The 13,359-nt window shown below is 67.0% G+C and carries 12 protein-coding genes; 4 read left to right on the top strand and 8 right to left on the bottom strand.

Features of this window, described 5'->3' with window-relative positions:
• Genes ABT392_RS21060 through ABT392_RS21040 form a run of 5 tightly spaced genes read right to left on the bottom strand, consistent with a single transcriptional unit; the run spans position 1 to position 4,185 of the window.
• A complete protein-coding gene (locus ABT392_RS21060) occupies positions 1-861 on the bottom strand; it encodes a hypothetical protein (protein WP_464970860.1) in 861 nt (286 codons plus the stop codon).
• Positions 858-2,012: an FIST signal transduction protein gene (locus tag ABT392_RS21055; RefSeq protein WP_334277678.1), complete on the bottom strand. Its 1,155-nt coding sequence runs from the start codon at positions 2,010-2,012 to the stop codon at positions 858-860. The genes ABT392_RS21060 and ABT392_RS21055 overlap by 4 nt, the downstream gene beginning before the upstream one ends.
• 17 nt (positions 2,013-2,029) lie before the next feature.
• Positions 2,030-2,716, bottom strand: coding sequence for a PhaM family polyhydroxyalkanoate granule multifunctional regulatory protein (locus ABT392_RS21050; RefSeq protein ID WP_334277679.1), 687 nt, complete (start codon positions 2,714-2,716; stop codon positions 2,030-2,032).
• A gap of 45 nt (positions 2,717-2,761) precedes the next feature.
• A complete protein-coding gene (locus tag ABT392_RS21045; protein WP_395384647.1) occupies positions 2,762-3,688 on the bottom strand; it encodes a TraB/GumN family protein in 927 nt (308 codons plus the stop codon).
• A complete protein-coding gene (locus ABT392_RS21040; protein ID WP_334277681.1) occupies positions 3,688-4,185 on the bottom strand; it encodes a retropepsin-like aspartic protease family protein in 498 nt (165 codons plus the stop codon). The genes ABT392_RS21045 and ABT392_RS21040 overlap by 1 nt, the downstream gene beginning before the upstream one ends.
• A 102-nt stretch (positions 4,186-4,287) precedes the next feature.
• Between ABT392_RS21040 and ABT392_RS21035 the strand changes: the two genes are divergently transcribed.
• Complete coding sequence (locus ABT392_RS21035) at positions 4,288-6,468, top strand: M3 family metallopeptidase (RefSeq protein ID WP_395384648.1); 2,181 nt, start codon at positions 4,288-4,290, stop codon at positions 6,466-6,468.
• Positions 6,469-6,835: 367 nt separating this feature from the next.
• On the opposite strand, the gene ABT392_RS21030 is transcribed toward ABT392_RS21035, so the two are convergent.
• The 3 genes from ABT392_RS21030 to ABT392_RS21020 all read right to left on the bottom strand — a co-directional run bounded on the left by ABT392_RS21030 (position 6,836) and on the right by ABT392_RS21020 (position 10,617).
• Positions 6,836-9,136, bottom strand: coding sequence for an ATP-binding protein (locus ABT392_RS21030; protein ID WP_395384649.1), 2,301 nt, complete (start codon positions 9,134-9,136; stop codon positions 6,836-6,838).
• A gap of 116 nt (positions 9,137-9,252) precedes the next feature.
• Entirely contained in the window at positions 9,253-9,534 is a 282-nt protein-coding gene (locus tag ABT392_RS21025; RefSeq protein WP_334277684.1) for a BTH_I0359 family protein, read from the bottom strand.
• 132 nt (positions 9,535-9,666) lie between these two features.
• Positions 9,667-10,617, bottom strand: coding sequence for a DUF3108 domain-containing protein (locus tag ABT392_RS21020; protein WP_395384650.1), 951 nt, complete (start codon positions 10,615-10,617; stop codon positions 9,667-9,669).
• A gap of 51 nt (positions 10,618-10,668) precedes the next feature.
• On the opposite strand from ABT392_RS21020, the gene ABT392_RS21015 reads away from it, so the two are divergent.
• From ABT392_RS21015 to ABT392_RS21005, 3 genes are read left to right on the top strand one after another with little or no spacing between them, the layout of a single operon-like run.
• Positions 10,669-11,670 carry a fumarylacetoacetate hydrolase family protein gene (locus ABT392_RS21015; RefSeq protein ID WP_395384651.1) on the top strand — a complete coding sequence of 334 codons (1,002 nt, stop codon included), beginning with the start codon at positions 10,669-10,671 and terminating at the stop codon, positions 11,668-11,670.
• On the top strand, positions 11,667-12,602 hold the full coding sequence (locus ABT392_RS21010; protein ID WP_334277687.1) for a nucleoside hydrolase: 936 nt from the start codon (positions 11,667-11,669) through the stop codon (positions 12,600-12,602). The genes ABT392_RS21015 and ABT392_RS21010 overlap by 4 nt, the downstream gene beginning before the upstream one ends.
• Positions 12,599-13,273 carry a DUF4197 domain-containing protein gene (locus tag ABT392_RS21005; protein ID WP_395384652.1) on the top strand — a complete coding sequence of 225 codons (675 nt, stop codon included), beginning with the start codon at positions 12,599-12,601 and terminating at the stop codon, positions 13,271-13,273. Before ABT392_RS21010 ends, ABT392_RS21005 begins: the two co-directional genes overlap by 4 nt.
• Positions 13,274-13,359: the final 86 nt, after the last annotated feature.

Genomic DNA, 13,359 nt, shown 5'->3' with positions numbered 1-13,359 from the left:
TCAGAGCCCGAACCACAACTGCTTGCGCGCCAGCGGCGTGGCGGTAGGCAGCAGCGGGTTCTGCAACTTGAGCAAGTGGCGCGAGCGCAGCTTGTAGCGCTCGATCACATCGCCGAACTGGGCCTGCCAGAGCCGCTCCAGGGTGCCGTCGGCAACCAGGGCTTCCATGCCCTGGGTCAACAGCTCATGCAATTGCGGCTTGGCGGGTGCGACGAAGAAGTAGAGCGCGGTCGGGTACTGCAGCAGCAGATGCGGCTCGATCACCACGCCACGAGCGGCATGTTCCTGCGCCTCCAGGCCGATCTCCAGCACCGAGCGCGGAAAGTAGTCGAAACGGCCCTCGGCCAGCCAGCTGAACAGGCTTTCGAAATGCGTGCCCGTCTGCACCTTGAGACCGTTGGCGCGCAGGATGGCGGTGTCGGGCCAGTCGTTCATCTGGCCGGCCTGCAAGGCGCCCAATTGCTCCAGCGTCTTGACGCCGGCCCATCGCCCGAGCTGCGCCTCGCGTACCAGCAGGAGGCGCCAGCCGAGCAAACCACGGTCCAGCGGGATACGGACCGGCAGCAATTGCTGCTCGCGCTCGGGATTGGTCATGGTCCAGAACACGTCGAGCCCGGGGTCGGGTCTTGCCAGCTCCAGCAAGGAGCGGCTCTGCACCATCACATTGCGGCTGGACTGGATCTCGACTTTCTTGCCGCTTCGCTCCAGGGCCAGGCGCAGGAGCAGCAGCATGTAGCGCACCTGCGGGTCTTGCATGGCCTCGTGCTTGGCCACGCGCACGACCAGGGGCGCTGCGGCATGCCCGGCTCCCGCAGCGAGTGCACTGGCAGCGGCAAGCAGGCTTCGACGATCCATCGTCATGGACCCAAGAATACCGACAGCACGCCGGTGTAGCCATAGAGATGCTGATGCGCGATCTCGCCGGCCGCGAAAAACCCCACAAGCGGCACCTCGCCAAGTGCATGGCGAACGATGCGGGCCTCGGCCGAAGGGCTGCCGAAATGCGGGCCGCCGCGCCCTGCGCAGCTGACGTAGACCGCACCGAGCATGGGCCTTTCGCCGGCCAGCTCGCGCAGTTCGGCGCAGATGCGCACCAGGTCGCGGCGCGCGGCCTCGCGGTTACGCTGGCAGAAGCTCAGGTGGTCGCCCTGATGCAGACGCTCGCCAATGGCCACGCCGTGACGGGCCGGATCAATACCCACCAGATGGCGCACCATCACCTCGGGCCCGAAGGCATGCAGGCGCGGCTGAGCAGACAGGGCCGTGCGGCGAAGGCCGGCCAGCGTCTGGCGCAGCCGCGGCAAGGCCTCGCGCCAGTCGTCGGCCTCGGTCAGCACCGGCAGGGCCAGGTCTTGTAGCAGCAGGTCCAGCGCGGGTTCGCCATCCAGCGCCAGCAGCAGGTTGCCATCGCAGTCGCTGACCTCGCGCTCCTCGCCCAGCGGCTGGCAGCCCTGGCTGACGCGCGAAATGATCTCGATGCCTGGCCCGAAGGCCACACCCGAGAGCCCGCCACGCCAGACGCCATTGGCCACTTGCACGCCGGCCTCGGTGGGCTGGCTGCTGGGCAGACCGCCGAACAGATAGCCGTCACGGGTGTGGCTGGCCATGTCCTGAAGCAGCTCGCCCAGCTCGGGCGCTGCGGCATCGGCATGCACTTGCGCGAGCTCGGCCGGCCAGCGCGCCAGCGGCGCGGCGCCCGAGAACACACGGAACTGCTCGCGCGGCAGCTCGGCCAGCATCAGGGCCAGCGCCGGCTCGTCATCGAAATACTCGGCCTCGCCGGCAATCAGCCCGATGGCGCTGCAACCCACCCAATCGACACCTGGCCAGCGCTGGCGCGCTTCGTCAAGCAAGACCTCCGCGGCGCTGACGAATCGGGCACTCAGATAGAGCCAGCCCAGCGTGGGCTGCAGGCCGGACTCGGCGCGCTGCGCGTCGATCTGCGCCGCCGCGAGCGCCATGGCCATCTGCGGCAGCGGATGGGTGGCGTGCGCGCTGGCAAAGGGCTTCATGGCGGCCCGGGGCAGCTTCAGCGGCGGCGCACCGCAGGCTTGCTGACGGCCTTCTTGGCGGCCGGCTTGCCCGCCAGGCCCTTGGCCACGCTGCTGGCCACGGCGCCTGGCACCGAGGCGGCCTTGCGCAGCGTTTCGCCGGCAGCATCGAAGCTCTGCTTGACCATGGCGCCGGCCAGGTTCTTGGCGGCGTCCGTGGCCTGGTCTTTCATGGCGTTGGCGGCCAGCTGCGTGAACTGCTGGCTCAAGGCGCCCCACCATTGCATGGGGTCGACCGGCGGTGTCTTGGCATCCGCCTTGGCCGCCGGCTTCGTGCTTTCTGCATCCACCTTGGCAGCCGCCTGCTTCTTGACGCGCGCCGCCACCTTGGGCGCAGCCGGCAGGCCGGGGAAGGCAGGCATCTCGGGCATGGGCATCTTCAGGCTCTCGCGCAGCTCGGTCAGCGGCACGTTCATGGTCTGCAAGGTCGACAGGGTCATCCTTTGCACTTCGAGTGCCTGGATCGTGGCGTTGAGCATGCGGGCGTTCTGCTCCAGCCAGAACTGCACGGTGCGCAGCTCCTCGATGCGCTTGCCCAGCTCCTCCGGGTTCAAGGTGGGCGCGACCCACTGGCCGATGCCCGGCAGGGCCGAGCCGGCGTTCTTGACCAGGCCTTGCAGGAAGTCGAAGCCCGGGACGAACTTGGTGAAGCTGGTGTCGGCCATGCGCGCTGTCTCCGCTGTTGAAAGGGGTGGCAGCATCCTACGCCGTCAGCGGGGCTTGGGCAGCAGTTGTTCCACCTCGAAGCCCTGCTGCTTCAGGAGCAGGGGCAGGGCCTTGGTGCCGCTCATGTGCAAGGCACCCACCGCCACCAGCGCCCGCTTGCCGGAGGCATGCAGGGCGGCGATTCGTTGCGCCAGCGCCTCGTTGCGGCCATCGTTGAGGCGGCGCAGCTGCTCGCGCTCGATGTCGTCGTCCGGGCAATTGCAGGGCGGCTCGACCTGGCTCAGCGCCTGCAGGTCGCCGCGCTCCCAGGCATCGGCCAGGCCGCGCAGCATGGGCCGCAGCCGGCCCTTCTCCAGCTGCTCCAGGCTCACGCTCAGCTCGCGCTTGGCCGTGGCCGCATCGGCCGGCACCAAGGCTGCCATCTGCTCGGCGGCGGTCTCGAGTGCATGCACGGGGCGCCCTTCGCCGCGCGCACGGGCCAGCAGGGACATCTCCTGCGCATAGGCCGGGTCCAGGCCATCGGCACGGCCGGCGATGCTGGCGATGCTGGCCACCTGCAGCAGAGGATGCAGGCCGGCCAGCGACTGTTCGCTCAGACAGGCCGCGAGCATCTGCGCCTGCAGGCGCTTCTGGCTGCGCAGGTCCAGCTCCATCGCGGGCATCGCCCGGAGCGCCTGCATCAACTGCGGGTCACCGGGGTCCAGCTCCAGCACCAGGGTGTCGGTGCGGCTCCAGGCCTGGCGCAAGGCCGGGCCGGGAAACAGCCAGGCCGGGCGGCCGATGTGGATGCTGCCGTAGAGATAGCTGTCATGGCCGTCGCGGCGGATGCGCCACAGCGGTCCGCGGTCCACCGCCTCGGACTCCAGCTGGCGCAGCTTGGCGGCGCCGGGCATGGGCACGGTGGGGCAGTCCTGCGCGAATGCCGCGCCCGCCCACAAGAGCAGGCCGGCCAGCAGATAGCGAACGGGCATCAACGGCCTCCCTTCAATCGCAGCTCATTGCCGCTCATCGTCATCTGCAGCTTGGACAGCATGTCCATGCCCAGGAGCGGCGCATCCAGCTGCGGCAGCACCGTCACCGGCAACTGCCGCGCCTCCACGCCGCCGTCCAGCTGCAGATGAGCCCGCGCCCGCCAGCCGCGAGCGATACCGCCCGCCGTGCTGGAGCGCACCTCGCCCTCCGAGACCAGGCCGGCCTGGCGCGCCAGGCCCTCGGGCAAGGCGGTGGAGGTGGCGCCGGTGTCGACCATGAACATCACTTCCACATCGCCCAGGCGACCGGGCCAATGGAAATGGCCGTCCGGCCCGCGCTTGAGCACGATCTCGCCGCTGTCCTCCACAAGGAAGCGGCTGCGGCCCTGCTCGCGCTCCCAGGCCTTGAAGCCGAGGAAGACCAGCAGGAGCACCAGCAGCCAGATGGTCCAGACCTTGAGACTGGAAGGAAGTTCTTTGGGGCCGTTGTTGTGCATGCCCGAACGATGCCATGGATTCGGGCGGGGTCGAACTTCGAAGTTCTTTGCCCGCATCGGTTAGCCTTGCGCGCTTCGCACCCCGTTTCTGGAGTACATCCCATGAGGATTTCCCGCCTCACCCGCGTCAGCCGCGTCAGCCGCGTCAGCCGCGCGATTGCCGCGTCCGCCACCCTGGCCGCCGTTGCCTCGATGAGCCTGGCCCAGGCGCCCGCTGACAGCAGCAACCCGCTGCTCAAGCCCAGCACCCTGCCCCTGCAATACCCGGCCTTCGACAAGATTGCCGACACGCACTTCGGCCCCGCACTGGACGCCGGCATGGCCGAGCAGCTGGCCGAGGTCGAGGCGATTGCCAACAACCCGGCCGCCGCCACCTTCGACAACACCATCGTCGCGCTGGAGCGCAGCGGCCGAACGCTCAGCCGCGCCAGCACGGTGCTGTTCTCGCTGCTGGGCGCCGACACCAACCCGGCCCGCCAGAAGCTGCAGGCCGAGTACGCCACCAAGCTCGCCGCGCACAGCGACGCGATCTCGCTCAATGCCAAGCTGTTCGCCCGCCTGCAGGCCCTGCACGCCCAGCGCGACAAGCTCGGTCTGGACACCGAATCGGTGCGCCTGATCGAACGCTACCAGCGCAATTTCGTGCGTGCCGGCGCCCAGCTGGACGAAGCCCAGAAGACCCGCATCAAGGCCATCAACGCCGAGATGGCGACGCTCTCGACCCGGTTCAACCAGAACGTGCTGGCCGAGGTGAACGACTCGGCCCTGGTGGTCGACAAGGCCGAGCAGCTCGACGGCCTCACACCCGACCAGATCGCCGGCGCTGCGGCTGCCGCCAAGGCCCGCAAGCTGGAAGGCAAGTACGTCATTGCGCTGCTCAACACCACCGGCCAGCCCTACCTGAATCAGCTGAACGACCGCGCCCTGCGCGAGCGCCTGTACAAGGCCTCGGTGGCCCGTGGCAGCCGCGGCAACAACTTCGACAACACGACCATCGTCGCCCGCGTGGCCACGCTGCGCGCCGAGCGCGCCGCACTGCTGGGCTATGCCACGCATGCCGACTATGTGCTGCAGGTCGAGACCGCCAAGACACCGCAGGCCGTGAACGACTTGCTCGGCAAGCTGGCTCCCGCGGCAGTCGCCTCGGCCAAGCGTGAAGCGGCCGAGCTGCAAGCCATCATCGACAAGGAACAGGCCGCGAAGAAGCAGCCGAGCTTCAAGCTCGAAGCCTGGGACTGGAGCCTGTACAGCGAGAAGCTGCGCGCTGAGAAGTACGGCTTCGACGAGTCGCAGCTCAAGCCCTATCTGGAGCTGAAGAACGTGCTGGAAAACGGCGTGTTCTACGCCGCCGGCCAGCTCTACGGCCTGAAGTTCAAGCAGCGCAGCGACCTGCCGGTCTACCATCCGAGCGTGACCGTCTATGACGTGTACAACGCCGATGGTTCGCAGCTGGCGATCTTCATCGCCGACATGTACTCGCGCCCGTCCAAGCGCGGTGGCGCCTGGATGAACGCCTATGTGCAGCAGAACAAGCTCAACGGCACGCTGCCGGTGGTGGCCAACCACCTGAACATCCCGCCGCCCGCGGCCGGCCAGCCCACGCTCCTGACCTGGGACGAGGTGACGACGCTGTTCCATGAGTTCGGCCATGCACTGCATGGCATGTTCTCGAACGTGATGTTCCCGAGCTTTGCCGGCACCAGCGTGCCGCGCGATTTCGTCGAGTACCCCTCGCAGGTCAACGAGATGTGGGCCGCCTGGCCCAGCGTGCTGGCCAACTACGCCAAGCATCACAAGACCGGCGAACCAATGCCCAAGGCGCTGCTGGAGAAGATGGCCGCTGCCAAGAAGTTCAACCAGGGCTTCGCGACTACCGAGTACCTGGCCGCGTCGCTGCTGGACCAGCGCTGGCATCAGCTGAAGGCCGTTGACGTTCCGACCGCCGACCAGGTCATGGCTTTCGAAGCCAAGGCCTTGAAGGACGCCGGCGTTGACTTCTCGCCGGTGCCGCCGCGCTATCGCACGCCCTACTTCAGCCACATCATGGGCGGCTACTCTGCCGGTTATTACGCCTACATCTGGAGCGAAGTACTGGACGCCAACACCGTGGCCTGGTTCCATGCCAATGGCGGCCTCAAGCGCGAGAACGGCGACAAGTTCCGCGCCACGCTGCTCTCGCGTGGTGGTGCTGAGGATGCGATGGTGCTGTTCGGCAAGCTCGTGGGCCATGCACCCAAAATCGAGCCGCTGCTGGAGAAGCGCGGGCTCGTGACGGCCAAGTAAGTCCGGCAGAGCCGCCTCGGGAGGGGCGGCTCTCGGCACATAGCAGCCACACGCTGGTTCCTTCTTTCGCGCTGCCGAGGCCATCGGGTGAGGGCTTGTGCTCCTGTCCCCCGGACCGGGCTTCGCCCGATCCTCCTCCTTTACCTCGCCCAAACCCTCACCCGACGCCCTCGGCCGAACCTGCGCCTGCCACCCGGCGCAGGCCACGGTGGTGCGGAGCAGGACGGCAGTGGGTGCCCCGCAGCGAGGTAAAGGAGGAGGCGCCGGCCGCAGGCCGGTGACGGGGGACAGGAGCGAATGGGTGCCCGCTGGCGGCCTGATCTTCGACGTACCTTCGAGGAAGAAGGCAAGAGTCCGCAATGTGCCGTCAGCGGAAGCCAATCTCCCGCCGCTGCCGAACTTCCGGCTTGACGCGGTGTTCGGACTCCAGCTGGGCCAGGTATTCATCTGGGGCGAACTGCTCACCGAGGATGGCGACCTGCTCGCTGACCGCGGCAAAGTCGCCGTGCGTCAGCTGATCGAGCCGTGCCAGCCTTTCGCATTGCTCGCTGCTCAACTCTGCCGCATCGCCGCCCAGCGCCTCGCGCGCAAACATGCGCTCGCGCTGAGCGGGCTTCAGGGGATGGAAGCGTATCTTGAAGGCAAAGCGGCGCAGGGCGGCTTCATCGAGGTCGTCGAACAGATTGGTCGTGCAGATGAAGAGCCCGTCGAAACGCTCCATGCCAGCGAGCATCTCGTTGACCTCGCTCACCTCGTAGTTGCGCTCGGCCATGCGCCGGCTGCGCAGAAAGCTGTCGGCCTCGTCCAGCAACAGCACCGCGCCTTCATGCGAGGCAGCCTCGAACATCCGGGCCATGTTCGCCTCGGTCTCGCCGACGAACTTGCTCACCAGGTCGCTGGCCTGGCGCACCATCAAGGGCCGGTGCAGTTGCTGGGCGATGTGTTCGGCCAGCGCCGTCTTGCCGCTGCCAGGCGGGCCGAAGAAGCAGAGGTTGCCGCGGCCGCGGCGCTGCAGGGCCTCGACGATGCGCGAGATCTCGAAGCGTGATTCGCAGTTGAGGAGCTCGGGCTCGTAGCGCGTGACCGTCACGCGCGCGCCACGCTCCTGGCCAGCCGAGCCCAAGGCCTTGTCGGCGTTGAGCAACTGGCGCTCGATCAGCTTTTCGCAGTCCTCACCATCGCCCGCGAGCTGGGCAAAGCGAACCGCGGTGCGGATCTGCGCCGGCGTGAGCGCGCGGCGCTCTGCCAGCTTGGCGGCAAAGCCGTCGCCGACCTTCACCTCCGACAGGGCGCGCTGCACCAGGCCCAGGCGCGCGCCCGGCGGCGGCGACTTGAGTTCGAGGTGGTACTGGAAGCGGCGCCGGAAGGCCGGGTCGATCTGCTCGATGCGGTTGGTCACCCAGACCACCGGCACCGGGTTGGTCTCGAGGATCTGGTTGACCCAGGCCTTGCCGCTGACCGAGGCGGAATGCGGCGCCTCGAGCGCTGAATCGAGCCGCGCCATCAGGTGCATGGTGTCGCTCGACAGCGGCGGGAACACGTCCTCGACCTCGTCGAACAGAAGAGCCACCTGCTCACTGGCCTTCAGGAACTGCTGGCTGATCTGCAAGGAGCGGTAGCGGTCTCGGCCGGTCAGCGAGTTGCCGTCACGGTCGGCGTATTCGACCTCGTAAAGATCCAGGCCCGCCTCTTCGGCCGCCACTTTCGCCAGCTCGGTCTTGCCCGTGCCCGGCGGCCCGTAAAGCAGCACGTTGACGCCAGGTTCGCGCCGCGCGACCGCCTGTCGCAGCAGGGTGCCTAGCACCTGCAGGTCTTCAGCGACGAATTGGAAGTCGCGGCCACTCAAGCTGCTCTTGACCACCGGCCGCGTGAACACGGCCATCAGGTCGTGCGGGCCCTGGTATTCGCGCATCAGCACCGGCGGCAGCTGGTCGCTGACCTTCATCAGGTCGGCCAGGTCGGTGATGTTGTGCTCCGAGATCAGGTTCTCGACCATGCCGATGCGCTCGAGCCGCGAACCGGCGCGCAAGGCCTCGGCCACATCGCGCTCGTCCACGCCGGCCACGGCCGCAATCGCGGCGAAGGCTTCTTGCGCGTTGTTGACCTTGAACTCGACCAGGGCGCCGCGCAGCTCGCGCTGGTAGCGGGCCAAGGTACCGTAGAGCAGCAAGGCCCGCTCGGCCGGATTGAGCTGCAGGAGATTGCCCAGGGCCGCGATGTTCTTCTCGACCAGGGTGGACTCGCGCTTGAGCTGGCGGTCGAGGTGGTCGCAGGTGGTGGCCAGCACGGCCAGCACGTCCTTGGGCGCGTCCTTCACGTACTCGTCGAGGTAGAAGAACAGCGTGGCTTCGGCGAAGGGGCCGTTCCAGACGCCGAAACGGTCCAGGAAGGCGGCATCACCCAGCGCCGTGTGACCGGCCCACAGCTCATTGCCCTGCACGCGCCGCTCGAGGAACTCGCGCAGCCTTGTCAGCACGCGCACCGGCCAGACGAGATGCCGGCCGGTGAAGGACAGGAGGCCGTTGAAATCGCGGCGCAGGTTGAAGCGGCCAGCATGCCGCACCGTCAGCGTCAGCACGAAATGCGAGCACATGCGATCCAGCACCGGGGCATTGCTGAGCCCGGGCGAAGCCAGCACGCTTTGCTGCTCTGCCAGACGCTTGACCATGGGCGACTCCTCGCTACCTTCGCCCGCCCTTGTTGGATCGGGCGGCGTGGTCCGATCTTGGCGCAGCCCGGCGCCAAGAACAAGGGGCCCCGTGAGGCCCCTGTGTTTGTCGTTCGTTAATGCATCACGACCGGCTGCTGTCCCATGTTGGCGTACCGCTCAATGAAGTCGTCCAGCTCATCTTCGGACGGCTCGCGGTCGCCAATCAGCGCCTCGACACCTTCCTGGAACTGCTGCGCCATCGCGCCCTCGATGAAGATCTCGCGACGAGCGAACTTGTCGACGATCTCGAAGCCACCCCGACTCAGACATTGCGGTGCATCTTCGCTGACGCCCGTATCAACCGGCACCTCGAACTGGACCACGATGTAGCTGGGGGAGTTGTAAAGCATGTGCATGAGAACTCTCCTATGGCCGGTAGCTGGATCCAGACTAAGCGCTTTCAAGAGCGCGCTGAGCCAAATACTGGCAGAAAGCCCCCCACTTCAGGGGAATCCATGAGGACCCGCTGTGGTGGAAGCGGCACAAGATCACGGCAACTCGGGCTTCCCTTCACTCTGGAGCAGCAATTCCCAGCGCAGGGTGTCGGCCTGCGTATGCCGGATGCGCACCGGCAGGTGATGGCGCGCCGGGTCCAGCCAGAGCTCGACCCGGGAATCCCAGGCACCAAGCGGCTCGCGCACCAGCCGCACGGCCGACTCCAGGCGCCCGGCAGGCAGCTCCAGGCCCTCGCGACCCAGCACCTTGAATCGCCACTGCTGCAGCTCGCCGCGCAGGCTGGCCACGGGCATCAAGAGCTCCGTGCCGACTTGATAGCGTTGCGGCTCGGCCTCGACCAGGGCGGCGAGCTGCAGCCACCAGCTGATGCGGTCCTGCGAACCTTGTTGCAAGGGCAGGACCGCCGGGCTGGCTGAAAAGCTGACCACCCCTTCGTCCCGACGGAAATTGGTGGCCTGGCGGTCGCGCATGCCTTGCTTGCCCTGCTGTCTTTGCGCAAAGCGGCGCGGCGCGAGGCCAGCATCCGGGTCCAGATCACCCAGGCTGCGCCAGGTGGGCAAGGCCTTGCCGGCAAGCTCACGCTCCAGCAAGGCCTCGTAGTGGCCTTGCTCATCGGGGCGCCAGCTCAGCCGCGCCGTGCCCTGCCGCTCGCCCTGGATCAGCAGGTACTGCCAGCTGAAGCCCGCCACCGGGCGCGGTGCGGCAGTGGCCGCCAAGGGCGTGCTCGGCCTCAGCTTCGGCAACTTGGCGGCGGGTTCACGGGGCATTGCAGGCGCCGCAGCGGCCGCAAGCTCGGGCTGGGCAGGGATCAACAGAACGCTGGTCGTGAAGGCCTTGGCCGGCTGGCCCAAAGGCAGTGCCGAAGGCCGGCTGAGCAGGCTCCAGACCAGGAGCAGATGCAGTGCCACGGCCGCCGCCAAGGCCCCAACCAGCACGCGCGGGCGCGGTGCATGGAGGGTCGTTGTCGCCAGGGCTTGAAGCATGTGGACAATGCTAGCCAAAGCGGCGCCCTGCCCGCATCGACCATCCAAGCCATGAAACTCGCCACCTACAACGACGGCTCCCGCGACGGCCAGCTGCTGGTCGTCTCGCGCGACCTCAGCCTGGCGCACTACGCCAGCGGCATCGCCACCCGCATGCAGCAGCTGCTGGACGACTGGAACTTCGTCGCACCGCAGCTGGAAGAGATTTCGCAGAACCTGAACCATGGCAAGGCGCGCCACGCCTTCCCGTTCGAGCCGCAGCGCTGCATGGCGCCGCTGCCACGCGCCTATCAATGGGCCGATGGCTCGGCCTACATCAACCATGTGGAACTGGTGCGCAAGGCCCGCGGCGCCGAAGTCCCCGAAAGCTTCTACACCGACCCGCTGATGTACCAAGGCGGCAGCGACGACTTCCTCGGCGCCTGCGAAGGCGCCCGCTTCGTTTCTGAAGCCATGGGCATCGACTTCGAGGCCGAGATCGCCGTGGTCACCGGCGATGTGGCCATGAGCACCGACGCCGACGCCGCGCTGGAATGCATCCGCCTCGTGATGCTGGCCAACGACTGGAGCCTGCGCAACCTGATACCGGCCGAGCTGGCCAAGGGCTTCGGTTTCTTCCAGAGCAAGCCGGCGACTGCTTTCAGCCCGGTGGCAGTCACGCCCGACGAGCTCGGCGACGCCTGGAAGAAGGGCCGCTTGCATCTCACTTTGCAGACGATGTGGAACGGCCGCAAGGTTGGCCAGTGCGAGGCCGGGCCGGAGATGAGCTTCCACTTCGGCCAGTTGATCGCCCACGTGGCCAAGACACGCAATCTGCGTGCCGGCTCGGTCATCGGCTCGGGCACGGTCTCGAACAAGGACTGGGCCAAGGGCTACAGCTGCATTGCCGAGAAGCGCGCGATCGAGATGATCGAGAGCGGCGGCGAAGCCAAGACCGAGTTCATGAAGTTTGGCGACACGGTGCGCATCGAGATGAAGGGACGGGACGGGCAGAGCATCTTCGGTGCCATCGAGCAGGATGTGCTGCCGCTGCATGTTCCCGACGCCAAATGACCGTCAAGAAGATCCTCATCGATACCGACCCCGGCCAGGATGACGCCATCGCCATCCTGCTGGCGCTGGCCAGCCCCGAGCTGGAAGTCGTCGGCATCACGACGGTGGCTGGCAACGTGCCGCTGCCGTTGACCAGCCGCAACGCACGAATCATTTGCGAGCTGGCGGGCCGCACAGACATGCCGATATTCGCCGGCGCTGCCAAGCCCTTGCAGCGCGAGCTGGTCACCGCCGAGTTCGTCCATGGCAAGAGCGGCCTGGATGGCATCGAATTGCCCGAGCCACAGATGCGTTTGCGAGAAGGCCATGCGGTCGACTTCCTGGTTGAGACCTTGATGCGGCTTGAAGGCATCACCGTCTGCGCATTGGGCCCGCTGACCAACATCGCACTGGCGCTTCAGAAGGAGCCGCGCATCGCTGCACGCATCGAGCAGATCGTGCTGATGGGCGGCGGTTGCTTCGAAGGCGGCAACATCACGCCGGCGGCCGAGTTCAATTTCTTTGTGGACCCGCAAGCTGCGGCACTGGTCTTCGCTGCCGGCATCCCGATCACGATGGCACCGCTGGACGTGACGCACCAGGCCCTGACCACGCGCCCACGCATTGCAGCCTTGCGCGCCCTGGGCAACCGCACCGGCCTGGCCTGCGCCGCGTGGATGGAATTCTTCGAGCGTTTCGACGAAGAGAAATACGGCCAGGAAGGCGGCCCGCTGCACGACCCCTGCGTGATCGCCTGGCTGCTGAAGCCCGAGCTCTTCACGGGCCGCCGCTGCAATGTCGAGATCGAGACCAGTAGCGACTTGACCCTGGGCATGAGCGTGGTGGACTGGTGGGGCGTCACGCCACGCAAGCAGAATGCGCTGGTGCTGGGCGGCATCGATGCCGAGGGCTATTTCAAGCTGATCACCGAAAGACTGGGGGCCTTGCCATGAAGCGTCGTGAGTTCACTGTCCTGGCCGCATCCGGCCTCTTGATCCCAACAAGCTGGGCCGCCATCAGCGAAACCGATGCCGCCAGCGGCATCCGTGCAGCGCTGGAGCGAGGCGCCGAATCGGCCGTGGCCATGCTCGGCAGGAACGACGGCTTCATGGGCAACCCGCTGGTGCGCATCGAGTTGCCGGAGCGGCTGAAAAGCGCGGTCAAGCTCCTGAAGGCCACCGGCCAGGGCAGGAAGGTCGACGAGCTGCTGCTGGCCATGAACCGCGCGGCCGAGGCCGCCGTACCGGCCGCCAAGCCACTGCTGGTCAAGGCGGTGAGAGACATCAGCGTAGAAGACGCCTTGAAGCTCGTGCGCGGCGGCAACGACAAGGCCGTGACCGATTTCTTCGCCGGCAAAACCCGCGAGCCCTTGGGCAAGCAGTTCCTGCCCATCGTCACGCAGGCCACGGAGAAGGTGGCGCTGGCCGACAAGTACAACGCCGTTGCCGGCAAGGCGGCCAGCATGGGCCTCATGAAGGGCGAAGACGCCAACATCCAGCAGTACGTCACGGCCCGCGCGCTGGACGGCCTGTTCCTGATGATTGGCGAGGAAGAAAAGAAGATCCGCCAGGACCCGATAGGCACCGGCAGCGCGCTCTTGAAGAAGGTGTTCGGGGGCAGGTGACTTTCGCGGCGTAGGTCGCTTGCGGCACGTAGCAGCCGTTCGTGTTCTGGTGTTTGGATTGGTCGAAGATCAGGCCGCCAGCGGGC

Source organism: Paucibacter sp. JuS9, from assembly GCF_044043925.2.
GTDB lineage: Bacteria > Pseudomonadota > Gammaproteobacteria > Burkholderiales > Burkholderiaceae_C > JAUASW01.
The sequence above is the reverse complement of the archived record's forward strand: the minus strand, read 5'-3'. Positions and strand labels throughout refer to the sequence as shown.